The sequence below is a fragment of the Nonomuraea jiangxiensis genome, from assembly GCF_900099965.1.
Lineage (GTDB): Bacteria > Actinomycetota > Actinomycetes > Streptosporangiales > Streptosporangiaceae > Nonomuraea > Nonomuraea jiangxiensis.
On record NZ_FNDJ01000015.1, the window covers coordinates 201836 to 221864 of the forward strand.

The window sequence follows — 20029 nt, forward strand, 5'->3', positions numbered from 1 at the left end:
GAGCGACCAGCTGAGCGACAACCGCCACGAACCTACCCAGACGAAGCCGGACGCCCACGGACCCGCCATCACGATTACATGGCATGTAATCGACAGGGCCGGGCGGCCGCTGCGACGGTGGGGCCCATGAGTGACAGCAGCAAAGCCGCACGCAACAGGGAAGTGGGTCTTCGCGGGTTCACCGAGTTCGCGAAGGGGAACATCGACGTGCTCCGCGAGATCATCCACGAGGACTTCATCGAGCACAGCCCCGGGAATCCGTCCGGGCGGGACGCGTTCATCGCGTTCATGGCCGAGGCTCCGGTGGCCGGTGCCCGGCTCGACCTCAAACGGGTCATCGCCGACGACGACTACGTGGTGATGCACTATCACATGGTCACGGCCGAGGAACCGCGTGGCGTGGCCGTCATCGACATCTGGCGGCTGGTCGACGGGCAGATCGTCGAGCACTGGGACGTGATGCAGGCGGTGCCGGACGCGGAGCAGGTCCCGCACGGAATGTTCTGATCGCGGCGATCACGGGGGAGCACGTGCCGGGCGGACGGGTCCGGGCGACCCCGAGTGTTCAGGCGCGGGGGAGTAGGGCGTCGATCAGGGCGGAGGCCGTGGCGCGCAGGCGGTCGGCATCCTGGTAGACGCGCTCCATCACCACGATCCCACGGGTCATGGTGATCAGGACCCGGGCCGCCTCGGCCGGGGGGATGGTCAGCCGCGCCCGGGCCTCCTCCGCCGAGAGGCGGTCGCGCAGGAGCCGCTCCAACTCGTCGAGCAGGCCCCGCAGGGCGGCGCGGATCGCCTCTCCCTCGGCCTTGGTGTCGACGGCCGTCTTCGTCGTCAGGCAGCCGCGGGTGGGCACTCCCGCTGTCATGGACGTGATGGTGAGGTCGAAGAAGTCGAGAAGGGCGTGGCGGGCGTCGGGGTGGGCCAGCGCGTCGGCCACGTCGCCGCGCATGTCGTCGGCATAGCCCTCGTAGGCGCGCAGGAACAGGGTCTCCTTGTCGCGGTAGGCGTTGTAGAGCGAGCCGCGCTGCACACCCGAGGCTGTGGCGAGGTCCTGCATGGACGTCGCCCCGTAGCCCTTGGCCCAGAAGACGTCCCTGACCCGGCCCAGCGTCTGCTTCTCGTCAAACTGCCGCTGTCCGACCATGCCGCGACCCTACGTCATCTTTGACATCATCGTCAAACTTTGCAAGTCTGTCAAAGATGACAGTGGTGTCAAGGACGGTGCCCGTGAGCCCGTCCTTGCTGGAGGGCGATCCTCTCCCCGCGGCACGCCGTGCCGCCCGGACAGGTTCCTCGCCTTCGATATGCGAAAGGACATGAAGATGCAGGATGTAGCCCTTGACCTGCGGGGGCGCCGTACCCTCATCACCGGTGCGGGCAGCGGGATCGGCCGCGCCCTGGCCGTCGAGCTCGCCGCGCGCCAGGGGGCGCTCGCGCTGGTCGGCCGTCGCGCCGCCGCCCTGGCGGAGACCGCGGCGCTGGTCGCCGAGCGCGGCGGCACCGCCCACCCGATCGCCGCCGACCTCACCTTGGACGGGGAGCCGGAACGGGTGGTGGCGCGGGCCGTCTCCGTGCTCGGGGGTCTCGACGTCCTGGTCAACAACGCGGGCAACGTACGGGCGGCGCCGCTGGAGGACATCGACGTGGCCGACATCACAGCCATGATCCGGCTCAACCTGCTCGCCCCGGTGCTCGCGACCAGGGCCGCTTTGCCGTATCTGCGTGCCGCCGGCGCCGAGCACGGGCACGCCGCCCTGGTCGGCATCGCCTCCGCCAGCGCCCTGGTCGGCCTGCCCTACTACGCGGTCTACGCCGCCACCAAGGCCGGCCTGACCCGGTTCGACGAGTCGGTACGCCGCGAGCTGATCGGCAGCGGTGTCCACGTCGCCACCGTCTACCCTGGGCCCGTCGACACGCCCATGATGGCGACCACTCAGGCGGGCGAGGACCTCGGCTACGGCCTGCGGCCCGTCGGCGACGTGGTCGCCGAGCTGATGGCCGGTCTGGAGGCCCGGCACATCGACATCAACACGCAACTGCCCGAACGCCGCGCGATGGAGGACCTCAACGCCCGCGACCCACTGGCCATCGACGCCGCCCTCGCCCCAAGCCTGGCCGAACGCCGCGCCGCCGTCAGCGGCCACCGCAGCATCTGAAACCGCCTCATCGGGATCGCCTCATCGGGATCGCCTCATCGGGATCGGCTCATTGGGATCGGCTCATCGGGAACTGGCCCATCGGGAACCGCCTCATCCGGAACCGGCCCATTAGAGACCGGCCCCATCGGAATCGGAGACCGGCCCCATCAGGGAGCGGTCCGTCGGAGGCGGGCTCAGCGGAAACCGGCCGGCGAGACGGGGGCCTCGCCGGCCGGTCGGTTGGGTGGCTCACTTGGTGCTGATCTTGGTTTCCAGTTCCCAGTCGCCGGTCAGGTTGTCCGCGCCGAGGTTTCGGACGCACATCCGCCAGTTGAGGAGGCCTTCGGGTCCCACGTCATCAGTACGGACGACGTACTCCTCGCTCGGATCGCGGTCGCCGCTGCCGTCCACCCGCGTCCAGCCCTTGCCGGCCCTGGTGTTGATCGGGTCCGACCCGTGGTAGAACTCCAGGCGCCAGGCGGGGGCGCCGCCCGAGGAGTCGCCCTTCCAGGCCACCACATACCGCTTTTTCGCCAGGTCGGGGGCCTTGATGCCCAGGACCGAGCTGCACGCCGTGCGGCCTGACGGCACCGTGGGGTACTTCCCGCTGCGCACGTCGTCGGCGCCGCTCTCGACGTAGCCGGAAGCGCTCTCCTCCTCCATGAGGGCGCCGCCGGTGCCCTCCGCCGCTTCCGAGCCGCCGACGGTCCCGGTGCTCTCCGCGTCGTCCGAGCCGCCGGTGCCCTCGTCCGTCGCGGACCCCTCGACCTCCAGCGTCGACTCGGACACGGCGTCCCAGTTCTCCGCCTTGACGGTGATCTCGTCGGAAACGGGCTCCTCGGCCTCCTCAGCGGCGACATCGGCAGACTCGTCCATCAGGCCGGTCTCGTCGCCGGGCATGGCCGCCGCGGCCAGGGACGCGTCGGTGCAGTCGATGCCCGCCTCCGCGGCGCACGGGTCGGGGTCCGCGTTGGCGTGGCTCATCGTCAGCTGCCCGCCGCCGGCCAGGACGGCGAGCGCGCCGGCCACGGCCACCAGCCGGACGCGAGTCGATCGGGACTTCAGATTCATGGATTCACCTCGTTGATCGTGGCTGACAGGCCAGGCACCCGCTGGGCCCGGCCCGCGCATCGGTTGGAACCGGGCGGGAGCGGTCGGCTCCCGCCGGGCTGCTACTGCGGGTACGTCGGCGCGGCCGGTCAGCGGCGCCGGATCCGGCCCAGCACGTCGACGACCTGCTCGTTGCAGGTGTTGACGTACTTCACGAGCACGGTGTAGGTGACGCCCCGGTCCAGGAAGTTCGCGGAGTAGCGGTTGCGGTCTTCCAGGACGGTGTTCTTGGCCACCTGGGGTTGCGGGCTGAAGGACTCGGCGTTGCGCCGGGACACGAAGAAGTAGTTGGCGGTGCTGCGCGCCTTGAGCTTGTCGCCGAAGAGGGCCAAGAAGGCGTCGCGGCCGAGGATCAGCGTCTTGCCGAGGTTCCGGCCGCCGATGAAGGCGTCGGAGGCGAGCTTGCCCTTGCGGATCGTCGTCCCGTACAGGCGTACGTACGCGGCCGGGCGGCATTTCTGCCCTTGCTGGCCCGGACGAATCCGGCCGTACCAGTCGTTCGACCCGTACGAGCGGCTGTCGCGGCTGACGGCCTTGCCGACCTTCTGGTCGTACCAGCGCTTCAGGGCCTGGCTGCCGAGCTTCTGCAGCGTGTCCTTGGCGAAGGTGGGGAGATCGAAGCCGCTGATGGTCGTACGGCCGGTGGACATGCCCGATGACCCGCTGCCCGTGCGCGGGGCCGTCAGGTCGGAGCCACCGAGCAGGTCGTCGGCGATGTCGCCGAGGGGGTCGCCGCCGCCGAAGGGGTCGGGCAGGCTGAAGCCCGGGTCACCGCCGGACCCCAGGAACCCGTCGCCGAACCCGCCGAACGGGTCGGCGGCGCTGGTGCTCGCGCTCGCACTGGTCGCGTCGATGGCGAAGACGCCGGTGGCGACGACGCCGCCCACCGCCAGCCCGGCCACCGCACGACGCAACTTCGAAGGTGGTGTCACCTTGAACGCTCCTCTCGCGTTGAAGTGATCCGGCGAGCTCGGCGCCTGTGAACCCGAGCCACGGGAGCGCCGAACCACGTCCGGACGTTTTCCGGTGACTCCTGCTTAAGCGGCCGGTCGTTGACCAGCCAGGCGGCGACGTTGTCCACCGTTCGCAGCCGTTGACCAGCGAGGTCCGCCCGTCGCCGGCGGCCCAGCGCCGGACGATGACCCTGGATGACCAGGACCGCGCCGGACGACGATGCTGGACGACGGGGACCGCGCCGGGCGACGATGCTGGGCGACGGGGACCGCGCCGGGCGACGATGCTGGATGACGGGGACCGCGCCGGGCGACGACGCTGGATGACGGGGACCGTGCCGGCACCCGACAGGCGAGTGTCGCGGCAGGGTCGGTCGGTGCGGCGGCGGTCGCGGCGACCACGGCGTCCGCGTCGGCTTCGGCGTGCGTGGCGTCCGCGTTGGCCTCGGCGTGCGTGGCGATCGGTCGCGGCGAACAACTTCCTGGCCGGCGGGGGCGACGGTGCGGGAAGGAGTCCGGTCAGTCCGTGTCGATCAGGTGGTTCTCCCAGGCCCAGGCCACGATCTCGACCCGGTTGCGGACGCCGAGCTTGTCCATGATGCCCGACACATGCCCTTTGACCGTGCTCAGCGAAAGGAAGAACTCGTCGGCGATCTCCCGGTTGGTGCATCCCCGGGCGACCGCCTCGACGATCTCGGTCTCCCGCGCGGACAGGGGAGAGGCGGGCGCGCGGGCGGCGGCCCGGGCCTCGCGGTCGGCGAGGTGGCGCAGCAACCGCAACGTGATCGACGGCGAGATGAGCGCGTCCCCCGCGTACGCCGCCCGCACGGCCTCGACCAGCAGCCTGGGACCCGCGTCCTTCAGCACGAACCCGGCCGCCCCGCGCCGCAGCGCGCCATAGACGTACTCGTCCAGGTCGAACGTGGTGACCATGACCACCCGGGTCGGCGCGCCGGCCAGCGCGCGGGCGACCTCGATCCCGTCGAGGCGGGGCATCTGGACGTCCACCAGGCACACGTCCGGGTTCGTCCGGCGGGCCTGCTCGATCGCCTCCACACCGTCGCCCGCCTCCGCGACCACGGTGATGTCGGGCTGGTCCTCCAGGATGATCCGCAGGCTGGCCCGGATCATCGCCTGGTCGTCGGCCAGTAGCACGCGGATGGTCATGGCCGAGGGGGTTCGCCGGTGGGGATGGTGGCGCGGACGGCCCAGCCGGTGCCGGGACGGGGACCCGCGGTCAGGGTGCCGCCGAGGGCTTCGACGCGTTCGCGCATGCCGGCCAGGCCGTATCCGGCGCGGCGGTAACGGAGGGCCGGAGCCTGCGGGGCGTCGTCCTCGACCTCGACCGTGACCCCCTCGTCGTGCTGGGTGATGCCGACGGTGACCGTGGCGGCGTTCCTGGCGTGCCTGGCGGCGTTGGTCAGCGACTCGCGTACGACCCGGTAGACGGTGCTGCTGACCTCGGGCGGCCAGCCGGAGGGCTCGGCGTCCAGCCGCAGACTCGCCCGGCGGCCATGGCTCTCGAAGCGCTCGATCAGCTCATCGAGGCGTTCGTGGCCCTCGGGCGCGGGAGCGGTGTCGCGTAGCAGGCCGACCGCGCGGCGGGTGGCGGCCAGGGCCTCGGAGCCCGCGGTCTCGATGCCGGCCAGGGAGTCGGCCGTCCTGTCCGGGTGCTTGGCGGTGACGAGCCGGGCGGCCTGGGCTTGCAGCACGATGCTCGTGATGTGGTGGGCGACGACGTCGTGCAGCTCCCTGGCCAGCTCCAGGCGTTCGGCCCGCCGTACGAGCTCGGTGGCCGCGCGGTGGCGGGCGGCCAGCAGCCGCAGGCCGAGCCCGACCGCCACCCCGGCGAGCCAGGCCAGGCCGCTCAGCACCGGCACGGCAGAGCCGGGACCGGCCAGCAGCCCGCCCGCCACCACGGCCAACCCCGCGCCGCCCACCACGCAGGCCCCGCGGGCGGGCAACGTCCTGAGCGCGGAGCCGGTGAGCACCGCCAGGCCCAGGGACGCGGCGGGGCTCGGCTCGGCGGGCAGGTGAACGAGACGGGTGACGAGGACGGCGAGCACCGCCACGGTCAGGCCCGCCACAGCGGTCCACAGCGGGCTGACACGGCGCACCAGGGCGAGCACGCACACCGAGGCCGCGACCGCCGCGCCGAACGGCCAGTAACGGGCGCCCCAGACGTCGGCCACCTGGTACGCCTGGAAGGCCACGGCCGCCGCGAACACGACACCGAGCCCGGCATCGACCACCGTGCCGAATCGAACGGGAACACGCACGGCGTCCAGGCTAGGACGGGACCCGCCCGGCCCATACCGGCCGAAAGTACTGTTCTCCGCCGTCACTGGAGCAGAGCGGCGACCGCCCGGGCGATCGGCATGCCCACCCGGTGCTCGGCGAACGAGAACTCGGGGCAGGGATTGATCTCCAGGAAGACCGGTACCCCGTCGGGGGTGAGCCGCAGGTCGGCGGCGCCGTACTCCAGGCCGAGCCGCTCCCTGACCTGGTGCAGCGCCGACTCGGTACGCGGGTCGAGGGGGTGCGGCGTCATGGGGACGGACTGGTCCAGCCGCCAGTCGAGCGGGCTGTCGCCCTCCTGGCTGTGGATGGCGCAGCTGAACGTCTCCGGCCCCACGAGGGTGACGCGCAAATCGAGGGCGGCGGGGACGAGCTCCTGGAACAGGACGACGCCCGGGGTCCCCCGCTCCAGCACGGCGAGATGCCCGGCCGTGACGCGCCGGGTGACGATGGTCTCCTTGACGTGCCTGCGGGACAGGCTGCTGACCGCCTTGGTCACGACCTCGCCGCCGTGCGCGTGCCAGAACCCGGCGAGCCGCTCGGGGTCGTCGGAGATGAGTGTCGCGGGCGTGCGCAGCCCGGCCTCCCGCGCCACGGTCAGCTGGCGGAGCTTGTGCTCGGCGATCGTCTCGGCCCCGGGGTGGTTGACCCAGCGGGCGGCGGTGCCCAGGAGGGCGCCGACCAGCGTCGACTCCGCCTCCGTACGGACGAGATGGTGATAGCCGGGATCGGTCGTGCCGCTCGGCCTGATGAGGTAGTCGCAGTAGAGGCCGCGCGGGTCGTGGCTCACGGTGGGCCGGACGTAGACCGCGGTGACGTCGTCGCCCGCCGGCGTCCGGGAGCCGAGGTCGAGACCCGTGCCGGACCAGGTGAGCGTACGTCCCTGGTCGAGCCAGTCGGGCCGGACGATCAGGACGCGGCCGGCGGGCAGGTGGGCCGCCACGTCCGCCACCTCGTGGCTTCGCGGATCACCCAGGATGACGATCATGCGCACTCCCGATGAGAGAGGATCGCGCGGGTGGCGCAGCTCCACCCGCGCGACCACGTGTCAGGATCAGCTCGCCGACAGGATCTTGATCACCACGACGCCGGTGACCGGGTCGCGGCCGGGGCCCTTCACGGTGACCGGCTCGGCGATCTCGGCGATGAACGGCTTGTTCTCCATGTTCGTTCACCCCCTTCGGGGTCTAGTGTCTGACCGGGCGCCACCCGAGCAGCGTGGCCAGGAGCAGAGCGCGTGGAAGCGGGTTGCGCTCGCTCCACCTCGGGCGAGGGACACGCGGCAGATTGAGTGACATGCCGGAAAAGTAGAACGGGCCCGGCAGCACGGGCATCAGGGCCATCCCCGTAGAGACCGGCCCTGCTCCCCGCTCAGTGCCGGTCGTCGGGTGGCTCCGGGGCGAGGCAGACCTCCAGCGCGTTCACCAGCTCGATCACCCCGTGGAAGGCGAGCGCCGGCCTTCCGGCCTCGCCTTCCACGACCCCCTCCAGATGCCCAGTCCTGGACCTGCGCAAATCAATGGTGATGCGCACAGCCCGACCTCCTCAGGACTCGGCTTGGAGTCGTCCGGCCGTGAGGTTACGCGGATGGCGGACTGCCGCACATCCGGGTTGAACCCGTATATCCGGCTCGATCAGCCCTCATCGCCGTAGTATTTCCGGAACTCCCGCCGGTCCCTGACTTCGAGCTTTTCGAAGATTCTCGCCGCCTGATACTCCACGGTCCGATGGCTCTTCCCCAGCGCCGCGCCGATCTCCGCGTACGTCTGGTCCCCCAGGAGAGGGTGTGCGAGCTCCCGCTCCTTCCCGGTCAGCCCGGCGAAGCGGTCGTCGGCGACCTCGTCCGTGTGCCCGAGCTCCCTGGCCAGCTCCTGCGCCAGGAGCACGTAGGCGTCGGCCCCCGCCGCCGCGAAACGCTCCCGCGCCGACCGCAGCACCGCGACCGCGCGCCTGCGCGGTTTCAGCTCGTGCAGTGACCGGGCCAGGGCCAGCTCCACCCGGCCCCGCTCCAGTGGCAGGTCGGCGCTCAGCCCGGCCGCCTCCTTGTAGTGCGCCACCGCCTGCGGGTGCTCTCCCCGGGCGGCCGCGATCTGCCCGCGAACCCGCGCCGTCACCGCCCGCGCCGAACGGCGGCCGCTCGCCTCCAGCACGGGCATGAAACGTTCCAGGGCCTTCTCGGCCTCGCCGGGCCGCCCGAGGAGGGACAGGGCGTCCGCGCGTGCCGGACCGAAGAGGTGGCAACCGGGCTCCCGCGCGTCGTAGTGCTCCTCCAGCCGGATGCTCGCGTCCAGGAACTCCTCATGGTGAGCACGCGCCTGAGCGATCGTCGCCCACGCGGCGGCGGCGTACGCCCGGCCGACATGCGTGCCGACGTGGTCGGCCCATTCCGTGGCGGCCGACGCGTGCTCCTGCGCCCGCTCCCATTCGCCCCGTGCCGCCAGCGGATAACAGGCCAGCGCGTTCAGCACCGGCAGGTCCCAGTAGCGCTGGTTGACCACCGCGTTGCCGAGCGCCGCCTGCGTGGTGGCGACCGAGTCGATCAGCCTGCCCTGCCGGTACTCGACCTCGCCGAGGAAGGCCTGCGCCTGGCGGATGCGCAGGGCCTCGCCCTGCTCGACGTGCCGCACACAGGCGCTCAGATCCTCGTACGCCCTGGGCAGATCGTCGGTCCAGAGCCGGATCATCCCCCGGGCCACCCGGCCGTCGAGCCCGGCGGGGGATCCGGGCAGATGGGCGCCCGCCAGCTCCGACAGGGCCTGGCCCGCCTGGCCGACCAGGGCCAGCCCGACTGTGCGGGCGAACCACGCGTGGGCGGTGATGAACCGCTCCTCGGATCCCGCCTCGATGGCCTCGGTCCCGTACCGCAGCATGTCCTCGCGTTCGAGCCGGACCAGGGCGGCGATCGCCAGCTGCGCCGCGATCCTGGCGTGCAGGTCGGGCGGGTCGCCGGGCGCGGCCCCGGTCCGGACGGCCCGCAGGGCGAGGGCCAGCTTCTCCTTCGCGGGGTTGATCCGGGCGCTGATCAGCGTCACGTATCCGGCCACGTAGTCCCGCCACGGACCGGCCGGGCAGCCGGCGATCTCGTCCTCGTAACCATGGGCACTGCTCGCGTCGCCGGCGATCAGCAGGATCTCGACGGCGGTGAGGAGGAGGGCGGCACGGCCGGAGCCGCGCGGCATGAGTTCGAGCGCGTGCCGGGCGTACCGGGCGGCCAGCGACAACCTGCCCCCGGACAGGAAGGCCCGGGCGGCCCGTACCGCCTCCTGGGCGATCTCCGCGCTGCTGTCCACCGAGCGGACGCGGTGCCACAGCACGGGCGCGACGCCCCGGTCCGCCGCGGCGGCGTGGAGCAGGCGACGGGAGCCCGCGCTCACGTCGTAGAAGATCGCGTTCCTGATGGCGAGCGAGGTGAAGGCGAACTCCCGGCCCGCCGTGCCCGGGACCTCCTCGACCAGCCCCGCCGCGGTCGCGCCTTCCAGGATCTCGGCAGGGCCGCTCACCTGGGACAGCGCGCAGGCGTCGGCGACCGCGAAGCTGCGGCCGAGCACGGCGGCGGCCACCAGGAGCTTACGGCTGTCCGCGGAGAAGGAGGCGATCTGCGCGGCGATGGCCCGGGCGACGGAGTCCGGCGCGCCGAGGGGGTCGTGGCCGAACGTTATCCCGCGCGGGCCGACCTGCCGTAGCAGATGGGTGGCGTACAGCGGGATGCCGTCGGTGTACTCGTGCAGCTGCCGTGCCACGGGCAGGGTGAGACCGGCCACCTCCAGGCGGTCGGCCAGGGTCATGATCTCCTCGACCGAGAAACCCCGCAGGGTGAGCAGCACTCCGTCGTCGGAGTCGAAGTGGCGCCGCCACTGGTCCTGCAGCCCTTCGTGCGTGTACTTGGACCTGCCCGGCCGGAAGGCGAGCACCGTGAGCACCGGGTCGAAGTACAGCTCGTGGACCGCGAGGTGGATGGCGGCCAGCGACTTCACGTCGGCGGTGTGCGCGTCGTCGACGACGAGGAGCAGCCGTCCCGCCGCCCGCAGGTACGGCACGACGCGCGCGGCCACCGCCTCCGGTTCGGGATCGCCGAAGACGGCCGCCAGGTCGGCGGGCGGGACGCCGAGGTGCCGCAGGATCCTCCTGATCACGTCGTAACTGGGCGACACCGGATGCTGGTATCCGTTGATCCAGATGACCCGGTCCCCGTCGAACCCCCGCGCGAACCGCTTGAGCAGCTCGCTCTTCCCGACCCCGGCCGGCCCTTCGACCCCGACGACCCGCAGCGCCCTCAACCGCTTTTCCCGGGCGGCCAGCCACTCGGCCCGCAAGCGGCCGAGCTCGTGCTCTCGTCCGACGAAAGACGCCATGTGACCCGCTCCCTGCCAGCGAGCCGGGCCGGTATCGCCGCGGCTGATCCGATTATGCGCCGGTCGCGTCGCCGATCGAGTGCTTTCGGTGACACTCCATCCCCGGCGGGGCTACCGCCTGCGGGCCAGCGCCACCAGGCCGATCAGTACGGTGGCGAGGACGGGGAGCCAGGCGAGCCGGGCGAGCAGCCAGAGCGGCCCCGTGGGAGAGTCGTTGAGGCCCGCGATCGGCCCGAGCCGAGCCGTGGCCAGTGCCGCCAGGACGAGCGCCGTCGGATGCCAGAGGAACAGCGGCAGGGCGAAGCGGTTGATCAGCACGACCAGGCGGCTTCCCGGCGGCAGCAGCTCCGGCCCCGGCCGGCCCCGTCCCCAGGCCAGACCGGCCAGGTACGGCACCGCCCAGAGCGGCAGATACGGGATGAGACAGGTCAGCGGCCCGAGCGCCGCGTCCAGGATCTGCAGCACCGCGTCCCGCGAGAACCCGTTGGCCAGCAGCACGACGAGACCGCCACCCCAGGCCACCAGGAACGTCACCACCGGCCGCACCACCTGGCCCGCCGGCCACGGGGCGGTGGCCCGGGCGTGACCGGCGGCGAAGCAGAGCACCACGAGGGCGAGGTGGAGCAGCCAGCCGGCGGGCGCCCACGGGGGCAGGGCCGTGAACAGGCTGGTGACGCGGACCTGGTCCGTGGTGGCGAAGGCGGTGAAGAGCCAGCGTTCGAGGATGACGACCACGAGCGCGACGGCGGTGAGCCCGCTCACCCGGCGGTCCCGGTGACGGCGATGCGGGCGATCCGCTTCAGCGTGGGGCTGCCCGGACGCAGGTACGAACCGTGCGTGGCGTCGCCGCCGTCGAAGACCCGGGCGCCGAAGCCGGGACTCACCGGATCCGTCCCGAACCCGAACGGGCCGAACATCACACCGGGCCGCAGCACGTCGTCACGGCGCCCGATCCCGGCCCACACCCGCGCCGGGGTACGCAGCTCACCCACCGTCCGGACGCCCAGGCCGGGGCTGCCCGTCACGACGAGGTCGTTCACCCGCAGCCCCGGCACGGCCCGGCCGCAGACCACGGAGCCGTAACTGTGACAGACCAGGCTGATCCGCGCCCGCGCGGGGAGCGCGCGGACGAGCGTCCGCAACCGGGCCGCACCGCGTTCCGCCGGCCAGACCGTGATGACCTCCGGGTTGATCAGATCGGGCGGGTCGTAGCCGAGCCAGCCGATCACGGCCGTCCCCGGGTCGATCGCGGTGGCCTCGGAGTGGAGCGCGCGGGCGGCCCGCCCGGCTCCCTCGAAGGAGCCGTCGAACGACCCCAGGCTCTGGCCCGAGCCCGGCACGTAGACGATGATCGTACGGGCCGTGGCGAGATCGCCCACCACCTCGATCGCCTGGCCGTCTCCCTTGCGGCTCAAGGCCAGGAAGTGCCGGCCGGGGCGGCCGTCGGCCTCGTACCTGGCTCGGAGCGCGTCGGCGGTGAACGCGGGCGGCGGCGGCAGTTCGGCCGACACCGGCCGTCCGGCGGCGGCCGCGATGCCGGCGAGCAGCACGGCGGGCAGCAGGCTCCGGGGAAGTCTCATGCGAGCACGTTAAGATCATCGCCTGCCGGTCCACCTCGGCCGAACAGCTGATTCCCGCCGGGCCGGCAGCCTCCGTTCGGCTGATGAAGCGACGTCATACCGCACCGGGAGCCGGCGTCCGGCCGATAGGGGGCTTCACCCTCGCGTCGATCATGCGCTCCACCATCCCCCGGAACCGGGCCGCGACGCATCCGTCCCAGGACCGATGTGCGAGATCACCCGCGCGGATACGTTCGTAGGCGTGCGCGAACAGATCCGCCCTCCGCTGCTGAGCCGGATACCGACCTGGACCTGGGTGACGATCGACACCGTGGTCGCCGTCGTGCTCGCGGCCTCCTTCGTCGGGCTCGCCACCTCGCGGAACGACACCCCGCCTGACGTGATCGACTACGCCGCGGCCCTGGCCACCAGCCTGCCCGTCGCGGTCAGGCGGTTGTGGCCGCGGGCGGTGTTCGTGGTCGTGCTGATCGGCGGGCTCGGCATGCGCGAGTTCCTCGACCCGCACGCCGACCCCTTCTGCCTGCCGCTCGCCCTCTACACGCTGGCCACCCGCAGGCAGGCCGTCGTCGCCCTGGTCGCGGCGGCCACGGTGGGCGTGCAAGGGGTGGTGGAGCTGCCGCTGACGGCCGGCGTACGCGACGATCTCGGGCTGCTGCTGGCGATCCTGGTCGCCTCCTGGGCCGTCGGCACGGCGGTGCGCCAGCGCCGGCGCTACACCGAACGGCTGGCCGCGCACGCCGAGGAGCGGGCCCGGGCCGAGGCCGCGGAGGAGCGGTTACGCATCGCCAGGGAGTTGCACGACGTCATCGGCCACAGCCTCAGCACGATCGCGGTGCAGGCGGGCGTGGCGGGCCACGTGGAGGGGGCGGAGGAGATGCGCCTCACCCTGGCCTCGATCGAGGAGACCAGCAGGTCGGCGCTGCGCGAGACCAGGCGGCTGCTCGGCGTGTTGCGCGAGGACGGCCACGCGGAGCGCGCCCCGGCCCCCCGGCTGGCCGACCTGGACACGCTCGTCGAACGGACCACGGCGGCGGGCCTGCGGGTGGAGCTGGTGATCGAGGGCACCGTGGGGGAGGAGCTGGAGCCGACCGTCTACCGGATCGTCCAGGAGGCGCTGACCAACGTGCTCAAACACGCCGGAGCCCGCCATGCCCGCGTACGGATCGAGCGCCAGGAGGACGGCCTGCTCGTCGAGGTCACCGACGACGGCACCCGGGCCCAGGCACGGCCGTACGGTCACGGCCTGACGGGACTGCGCGAACGCGTCCACCTTTTCGGCGGGGAGTTCGAGGCCGGCGCCCACCCGCCGCGCGCAGGCTTCCGCGTCATGGCCAGGCTGCCGCTGTGATCGGCGTGCTGGTGGCCGACGACCAGGCGCTCATCAGGGCCAGTTTCCGCAAACTGGTCGACAGCGCGCCGGGGTTCCGCACGGTCGGCGAGGCCGCCACGGGTGAGGAGGCGGTACGGCTGGCCCGCCGCGAACACCCCGACCTGGTGCTCATGGACGTGCGCATGCCGGTGATGGACGGCATCGAGGCCACCCGCCGCATCTGCGCCGACCGCCCGGAGACCCGCGTGCTCATCGTGACCACGTTCGACCTGGACGAGTACGTCTACGGAGCGCTCCGAGCGGGCGCCGCGGGCTTCCTGCTCAAGGACACCCGCCCGGCCGACCTGCTCAAAGCCGTCGAGGTGATCGCCTCAGGCGAGTCCCTCCTGGCCCCGACCGTCACCCGGCGGCTGATCGAACGCCACGTGAGCCCCGCCCCGCCGTCCCCGGCCACTCCCATCACCGACCGCGAGCGCGAGGTGCTCGCCCTGGTGGCCAGGGGCCTGTCCAACGCGGAGATCGCCGAGCGGCTGTACGTCAGCATCGGCACCGTGAAGACGCACGTCGGCCACCTGCTGACCAAACTGGGCGCCCGCAACCGCGTCCACCTGGTCATCGCCGCATACGAGACCGGCGTCGTAGGCCCCTCGCCAGGATCGCCGGTGCTGCCTCACACAACGACGCCCCTGCGTCGTCAATGAGGCATGAACATCACACAATCCTGGCGGGCGCCGCTTCCGGGTGGCGGTTACGCTGGCGTGATGTGCGCCGACCGCCTCGCCGGAACGATGCGGGGGCGCGCCATCCCCTCCGGACCCGCCCGCCGCTTCGCGAGCCATGTCTGAGCACCGGTGGCCCGCGAGCCGGCCCGACGCGGGGATCAGCGCGATCGTCGGCGAGCGGCGGCTGCTCGGCGAGGTCGCCCTGCGCCTGCTCGGCTCGGCGCACGAGGCCGAGGACGTGGTGCGGGAGACCTACGCCCGCTGGTACGCGATGCCGGAGGCATTGCAACACGAGATCGACTCGCCCACCGCCTGGCTCGTCAGCGTCGCGAACCGCCTCTGCCACGACTGGCTGAACGGGCCACGCGCGAACCCGAACCCGTCCGTCACGCGCGGCCCCTCGATCACGACCGGCCCGCCCGTCGCGACCGGTCGCCGCCGCCCGGCGGAGGCCGCGCCCCACCGCACCCCGGCGGGCTCCGGGCCAGGGACGCCCGCGGCCGGGCACGCCCACCGTCATGACCACATCACGCGGGCGTTCAAGGAGGCGTGCGAGCGGGACGGCGGGGTCGGCGCGCTGACCGCGCTGTTCGCCCCCGACGTCGCCGTCATCGCGGACGGCGGCGGTCGCGTACGAGCGCCGCTCCACCCGATCATCGGCGCCGAGCGGGCCGCCCGTTTCGTCCTCGGCCTGTTCGGCGGGCAGACCGACGTGACCATCGTGGAGCGCCCGGTCAACGGCGGCCCTGGGCTCGTCGTCCATGTCGCCGGCACCACGGCCGCGGTCGTCTCCCTGCACATCGGCGACGACCGCGTCCAGCACGTATGGATCGTGATGAACCCCGACAAACTCGCCCCGTGGCGCGCGGACCCTCCGGCGGACACGATCCGGACCGGGTGAGGCGGCCCCGCCGCGCAGGAGCCGTCACGTTTGCGCCGGCCGCATTGTCATATGGGCATGAAGGACGATGTACGGCAGGACGTGTGCGCCCTTGACGAGTCGGTTTCCGCCGAGCAGCGGACCCTGTTGGGCCTCGCCTACCGGATGCTCGGTTCCATTCACGACGCCGAGGACGTCGTACAGGAGGCGTACTCGCGCCTGTACGCGATGCCCGAGGAGGCGCGGCGCGACATCCGAGCGCCGATCGCCTGGCTGACCCGGGTGGTGGGGCGGATCTGCCTGGATCAGCTGACGTCGGCGAGAGTACGGCGGGAACGGTACGTGGGGGAGTGGATCCCCGAGCCGCTCCGGGACCACGGGGCGTGGAGCAGCACCAGGGCCGGGCAGGCCGACCCCGCCGACCAGGTGACGCTGGACGAGTCCGTCAGCATGGGCATGCTGGTCATCCTGGAGTCGGTCACCCCCGCCGAACGCGTCGCCTTCGTGCTCCACGACGTCTTCGGCCTGCCCTTCACGGAGATCGCCGAGGTGGCCGGGCGCACCCCGCAGGCCTGCCGCCAGCTCGCGGTCAGCGCCCGGCGGCGGCTGGCCGAGGGACGGGCGCGCCCGCTCGCCGGGGTGGAACGGCATCGCCACGTCGTCTCGGCGTTCAAGCGCGCCTGTGAGAGCGGGGACTTCGACGACCTGGTCGCCGTGCTCGACCCCGGCGTGAGCGTGCACACCGACGGCGGCGGCAAGGTACGCGCGGGGCTGCGCGCCGTCGTCGGCGCCGCCAAGGTGGCCCGGCTGTTCGCCGGCCTGCTGCGCAAGCAACCCGGGCTGGAGTTCGCCGAGGAGAGCGTCAACGGCCGGCCCGGCATCGTCATCCGCCTCCACGGGGCCACCGTGGCCGTGGTCGCGACCGAGGCCGGCGGCGACGCCCTCACCCGGATCTGGGTCGTGGTGAACCCCGACAAGCTGCACGCCTGGACCGGCCGGTACTGAAACCGGCCCGGCAGTGCGGCGGATCTGGTGTTCCTCAGGATCGCCGGCGGGATCGAGGAACCGCGGTTCCGGCCGGTCCCTTCAGCGAGCCGAGACCCGGTACGTGAGGATGACGATGCCGCTGTCCAGGCTTGTGGAGTCGGCGAGCTCCAACACGGCCCCCGATCCGGCGCGATGGAGCAGGTCGCCGCCGGTGCCGACGAAGAACGGGTGCACCCACAGGCGCAGCTCGTCGAGCAGCCCCGCGGTCATGAGCTCGTGGGCCAACCGGCCGAAGCCGTACTGCACGATGTCGGCACCGGGCCGCTGCTTGAGGTCACGGATGGCGTCGAGCGGGTCGCGGCCGATGACGGTGGTGTTGTTCCACTTGGGGTCGGTGAGCGTGGCCGAGACGACGTACTTCGGGAGCGCGTTCATCCGATCGCTGAGGGGATCACCGGAACGGGCGGACCACACCGGGGCGAACCCCTCGTAGGTGTGCCGGCCCAGCAGCACCGCGTCGCAGCGCTCCAGCAGCTCCAGCTGGATCCGTCCGCCGGCATCGCTGAAGCCGCCGAGTGAGGGCCAGTCCTGCGGGTTCTGGATGACGCCGTCGAGGGTGACGTAGGTGGAATTGACGATCTTGCGCACGGTGCCTCTTCCTTCGGTCGCGGACTCGGTCCCTGCCGATCAGCCCCGGGACGTCGAGGCAGGCGGCGGACGCACCGGTGAATCGTCCTCACTCGCGATGCCGCCGTCCAGGGCATCACCCGGACATTGGCCGGACATCCCGCTACGGCCGGTCGATCCCCCAGGTCACGGCCGCCGAACGGCGTTCTCGGGGGATGCGACCGGCCGTCGCCTGGCCGGGTCAGCCGGGCAGGTCGGTGAGGTGGAGGCGGGAGAGGCGCTCGGGGTCGGCCAGGAGGTCGATCGCGACGATGCGGCCCTCGGCGACGGTGAAGCTCATCACGGAGACCGGCTTGCCCTCCATGGTGCTGACCAGGCCGGCGATGCCGTTGACCAGCACCCGGTGCCCGACCACGGCGGCGCGCCGGAAGGCCATGGCCTGCCTGGACACGGCAGCGGCGCCTCGGGTGATCCGCAGGCCGCCGGTGAGCTCGCCGCCGTCGGCGCGCAGCACCACGTCGGGATCGAGGATGGCGAGCAGCGCGTCGAAGTCGCCGTCGCGTGCGGCGGCCTGGAACGCGTCCACCACCCGGCGCTGACCGGCCTGATCGGAGTCAGAAGCGGGGGCGGCCCCGCGAACCCGCAGGCGGGCCCGGCTGGCGAGCTTCTTGGCCGTCGCGGGCGTGCGGTCCACGATGGGCGCGATCTCCTCGAACGGCAGGCCGAACATGTCATGCAGGACGAACGCCAGCCGTTCCGCCGGAGCCAGCGATTCCAGCACGACCTGCAGCGCCAGCCCCACCGAGTCGGCCAGGAGCACCTCCTGCTCGGGGTCGGCCCGATCCTCACGGCTGACCACCGGGTCCGGCAGATGGGCTTCCAGCGGCTCCTCGCCGCGCCCCTTCCTGGCGCGGAGCATGTCCAGGCACACGCGGCCGACCACCGTGGTCAGCCAGCCGCCGAGGTTGCCGATCGCGCCGGCGTCCGAGCGGGCCAGCCGTAGCCACGCCTCCTGCACCGCGTCCTCGGCCTCCGCCAGCGAACCGAGCATGCGGTAGGCGACCGCCTTCAGGTGGGGGCGGTGGCCCTCGAACTCGTCGGCCAGAAAGTCATGGGGTGCCACGGTCACGTTCCCTTCCTCAGGTGAGTCGTATCGCTGACGGATGAGACCCGGGAAAGGTGACACCGCACGGCGCGACGGGTCAGGACTCGTCCGAGGTCTCGGCGGGAGCGCGCCGCCGGCGGTAGGCGCGTACCTTGGCGATGCTGCCGCATCCCCGGCCGCCGGACCCGGCCGGGGCCATCGCGCACCAGCGGCGGCTGGCGTTGCGGCTGTGATCGTAGAAGACCCACTGGCAGTCCGGGCACGCCTTCAGTCTGGCCCACCTGCCGGTGCCGATCTCGGCCGCCACCACGGCCAGCAGCGGGCCGATCGGGCTCTCGCCCTCGGGACGCAGCACCAGCGCGGGCTCGCCCGGATCCTGCGACACCTCGGCGCGCAGGGGATGTCTGCGCAACCACGCCTGAACCGCCCCCGGCCGTTCCTGGCCCAGCGCCGCCCGCAGGTCGTCGCGGAAGGCCACCACTTCGGGGGAGGCCGTCAGGCGGTCTTCGGGGACCCGCGTGTCGTTGGGGATCCACCACGTGTTGATGAACTCCCTGACCCGCTCCAGCTCGCCAGGTGCCGCGCTCTCCGTCATGTAACCAGTTTACTCCTTAGCCGGTTACCGTTACCGTCTAAACTTATGATCGGTAACCACTACCTTAAAATCCTGCGCTCGCCCGGGATGGCCGCCTGGCTGGCCGTTCTGGTCTGCCAGCGCTTTCCCGTGGCCATGGCCCCGCTCGCCCTCGTCTACCTAGGCCACGCCGTCACCGGCTCCTACGCCGTGGGCGCCCTGCTCGGCGGCGTCCACGCCCTGGCGGAGGCCGCCGCGGCCGGTCCGCTGGGCAGGCGCTTCGACCGCCGGCCCGCCCGCATCGAGGCCGCGCTGGCGCTGGGTGTGGAGGCGGCGGTCTTCCTGCTGCTCGCCGCCCTGCCCAGCCCGCCGGTGCCGGTCCTGGTGGTCCTGGCCGCCGCCGGGGGAGCGGTGCCGGCCGGCGCGCACGGCGGACTCAGGGCGCTCCTGGTCCGGCTGGTTCCGGCCGAGCGGCGGGTGGCCGCGCTCAGCCTGGAGTCGGCGGTGAGCACCACCGTGTGGACGCTCGCCCCCGCCCTGGTGGCGGTCGTGGTCGTGTTCGGCGCGCGCTGGCCCATCGCGCTGATGGCCGTCCTCGCGGGCCTCGGGGCCGTCGCCGCCCGGGGGCTGCGCGACCCGGCGCGCCCGGCCGCGCAGGTGGTGGGGGGAGGGCTGTGGCGCAGGAGCTGGCCCACGCTGGCCTTCGACGCCGCCCAGATGTTCGCCTTCGGCGCGGTCAGCCTCGCACTGCCGTCGTTGCTGCTGGCCTTCAAGGCGGGCGACGGGCTGGCCGGGCCGGTGCTGACCGCCTACACGCTGGCCGGCATCGGCGGTGGTCTCCTCTTCGGCGTCAGGGCCTGGCCGGGCACCGCGCTCGCGCAGGCCGTCCTGCTGGCGATGGGCACCTTCCTCGCCCTGGGCGCCGCGGCGCTGGTCCCGGCGCTCGCTCCGGTCGTGGCGCTGTTCGCGCTGGCCGGGCTCTTCCAGACCCCCGCGCTCACCGCCAGGGCGGCCGCCCTCCAGGACAGGCTCGACCCGTCGCAGTGGTCGGCCGGCTTCTCCGGCGCCTACGCGGCGGCGGGCCTCGGGTACGGCACGGCCGGATTCGTCGTCGCCTGGCTCGTGGACCGGCTCGGGGCGCAGCCCGCGATCGGCCTGTGCGTGGTGACCAGCGCCGTCATCGTGCTCGCCGCCTCCGCGGCCGAGGCGCGAGCCGTACGCCGGGCGGCCCGCCCGCCGACCGGCCTGGCCGTCGAACGCGGCTGACCGCGCCGCAGGCGAACAAGCGGTAGACGGTTGAGGTGGTAGGTGTCACAAAATTGCAATATTTAGTGACATCCCTGTTATGGACATGATCAGCTCGGCCTTCA

At 72.5% G+C, this 20029-nt stretch carries 20 protein-coding genes; 7 read left to right on the forward strand and 13 right to left on the reverse strand.

What is annotated here, in order from left to right; genetic code table 11:
* The first annotated feature begins 126 nt into the window (after nucleotides 1-126).
* Entirely contained in the window at nucleotides 127-507 is a 381-nt protein-coding gene (locus BLS95_RS31495; RefSeq protein ID WP_090939532.1) for a nuclear transport factor 2 family protein, read from the forward strand.
* 58 nt (nucleotides 508-565) lie between these two features.
* Here the strand turns inward: BLS95_RS31495 and BLS95_RS31500 are convergent, their stop codons facing one another.
* On the reverse strand, nucleotides 566-1147 hold the full coding sequence (locus BLS95_RS31500) for a TetR/AcrR family transcriptional regulator (protein WP_090939535.1): 582 nt from the start codon (nucleotides 1145-1147) through the stop codon (nucleotides 566-568).
* Nucleotides 1148-1325: 178 nt separating this feature from the next.
* Between BLS95_RS31500 and BLS95_RS31505 the strand changes: the two genes are divergently transcribed.
* A complete protein-coding gene (locus tag BLS95_RS31505) occupies nucleotides 1326-2159 on the forward strand; it encodes an SDR family NAD(P)-dependent oxidoreductase (RefSeq protein WP_176993472.1) in 834 nt (277 codons plus the stop codon).
* A gap of 231 nt (nucleotides 2160-2390) precedes the next feature.
* On the opposite strand, the gene BLS95_RS31510 is transcribed toward BLS95_RS31505, so the two are convergent.
* From BLS95_RS31510 to BLS95_RS31545, 9 genes are all read right to left on the reverse strand, one after another.
* Entirely contained in the window at nucleotides 2391-3212 is an 822-nt protein-coding gene (locus tag BLS95_RS31510; RefSeq protein ID WP_090939541.1) for a hypothetical protein, read from the reverse strand.
* Between the two features lie 128 nt (nucleotides 3213-3340).
* Nucleotides 3341-4183, reverse strand: coding sequence for a hypothetical protein (locus tag BLS95_RS31515; protein WP_143043936.1), 843 nt, complete (start codon nucleotides 4181-4183; stop codon nucleotides 3341-3343).
* Nucleotides 4184-4723: 540 nt separating this feature from the next.
* Entirely contained in the window at nucleotides 4724-5371 is a 648-nt protein-coding gene (locus tag BLS95_RS31520) for a response regulator (RefSeq protein WP_090939547.1), read from the reverse strand.
* Nucleotides 5368-6483, reverse strand: coding sequence for a histidine kinase (locus BLS95_RS31525; protein WP_090939550.1), 1116 nt, complete (start codon nucleotides 6481-6483; stop codon nucleotides 5368-5370). The genes BLS95_RS31520 and BLS95_RS31525 overlap by 4 nt, the downstream gene beginning before the upstream one ends.
* Before the next feature lie 62 nt (nucleotides 6484-6545).
* Nucleotides 6546-7490 carry an MvdC/MvdD family ATP grasp protein gene (locus BLS95_RS31530; protein ID WP_143043937.1) on the reverse strand — a complete coding sequence of 315 codons (945 nt, stop codon included), beginning with the start codon at nucleotides 7488-7490 and terminating at the stop codon, nucleotides 6546-6548.
* Between the two features lie 383 nt (nucleotides 7491-7873).
* Nucleotides 7874-8035, reverse strand: a complete 162-nt coding sequence (locus tag BLS95_RS55955; RefSeq protein ID WP_176993473.1) for a hypothetical protein — start codon at nucleotides 8033-8035, stop codon at nucleotides 7874-7876.
* A gap of 101 nt (nucleotides 8036-8136) precedes the next feature.
* On the reverse strand, nucleotides 8137-10854 hold the full coding sequence (locus tag BLS95_RS31535; RefSeq protein ID WP_090939556.1) for an AAA family ATPase: 2718 nt from the start codon (nucleotides 10852-10854) through the stop codon (nucleotides 8137-8139).
* A 111-nt stretch (nucleotides 10855-10965) separates the two neighbouring features.
* Nucleotides 10966-11616 (reverse strand): hypothetical protein, encoded by a 651-nt coding sequence (locus tag BLS95_RS31540; protein ID WP_090939558.1) that lies wholly within the window; start codon nucleotides 11614-11616, stop codon nucleotides 10966-10968.
* Nucleotides 11613-12434: an alpha/beta hydrolase gene (locus tag BLS95_RS31545; RefSeq protein WP_090939561.1), complete on the reverse strand. Its 822-nt coding sequence runs from the start codon at nucleotides 12432-12434 to the stop codon at nucleotides 11613-11615. Before BLS95_RS31545 ends, BLS95_RS31540 begins: the two co-directional genes overlap by 4 nt.
* Nucleotides 12435-12675: 241 nt before the next feature.
* Here BLS95_RS31545 and BLS95_RS31550 point away from each other — a divergent pair, with 241 nt between their 5' ends.
* The 4 genes from BLS95_RS31550 (at nucleotide 12676) to sigJ (ending at nucleotide 16371) form a co-directional block, all read left to right on the forward strand.
* Nucleotides 12676-13782 carry a sensor histidine kinase gene (locus tag BLS95_RS31550; RefSeq protein WP_176993474.1) on the forward strand — a complete coding sequence of 369 codons (1107 nt, stop codon included), beginning with the start codon at nucleotides 12676-12678 and terminating at the stop codon, nucleotides 13780-13782.
* Entirely contained in the window at nucleotides 13779-14465 is a 687-nt protein-coding gene (locus tag BLS95_RS31555) for a response regulator (protein ID WP_090939566.1), read from the forward strand. Before BLS95_RS31550 ends, BLS95_RS31555 begins: the two co-directional genes overlap by 4 nt.
* A gap of 136 nt (nucleotides 14466-14601) precedes the next feature.
* Nucleotides 14602-15387, forward strand: a complete 786-nt coding sequence (locus BLS95_RS31560; protein ID WP_090939569.1) for a sigma factor — start codon at nucleotides 14602-14604, stop codon at nucleotides 15385-15387.
* Nucleotides 15388-15444: 57 nt separating this feature from the next.
* Nucleotides 15445-16371 (forward strand): RNA polymerase sigma factor SigJ, encoded by a 927-nt coding sequence (gene sigJ / locus BLS95_RS31565; protein ID WP_090939802.1) that lies wholly within the window; start codon nucleotides 15445-15447, stop codon nucleotides 16369-16371.
* A gap of 81 nt (nucleotides 16372-16452) precedes the next feature.
* Here sigJ and BLS95_RS31570 read toward each other — a convergent pair whose 3' ends face one another.
* The 3 genes from BLS95_RS31570 to BLS95_RS31580 all read right to left on the reverse strand — a co-directional run bounded on the left by BLS95_RS31570 (nucleotide 16453) and on the right by BLS95_RS31580 (nucleotide 18680).
* On the reverse strand, nucleotides 16453-17001 hold the full coding sequence (locus BLS95_RS31570; RefSeq protein WP_090939572.1) for a dihydrofolate reductase family protein: 549 nt from the start codon (nucleotides 16999-17001) through the stop codon (nucleotides 16453-16455).
* Nucleotides 17002-17221: 220 nt separating this feature from the next.
* Nucleotides 17222-18103, reverse strand: a complete 882-nt coding sequence (locus tag BLS95_RS31575; protein ID WP_218136082.1) for a sigma-70 family RNA polymerase sigma factor — start codon at nucleotides 18101-18103, stop codon at nucleotides 17222-17224.
* 79 nt (nucleotides 18104-18182) lie between these two features.
* Nucleotides 18183-18680 carry a CGNR zinc finger domain-containing protein gene (locus BLS95_RS31580; RefSeq protein ID WP_090939579.1) on the reverse strand — a complete coding sequence of 166 codons (498 nt, stop codon included), beginning with the start codon at nucleotides 18678-18680 and terminating at the stop codon, nucleotides 18183-18185.
* A 45-nt stretch (nucleotides 18681-18725) separates the two neighbouring features.
* Between BLS95_RS31580 and BLS95_RS31585 the strand changes: the two genes are divergently transcribed.
* A complete protein-coding gene (locus BLS95_RS31585) occupies nucleotides 18726-19925 on the forward strand; it encodes an MFS transporter (RefSeq protein WP_143043938.1) in 1200 nt (399 codons plus the stop codon).
* Nucleotides 19926-20029 lie beyond the last annotated feature (104 nt).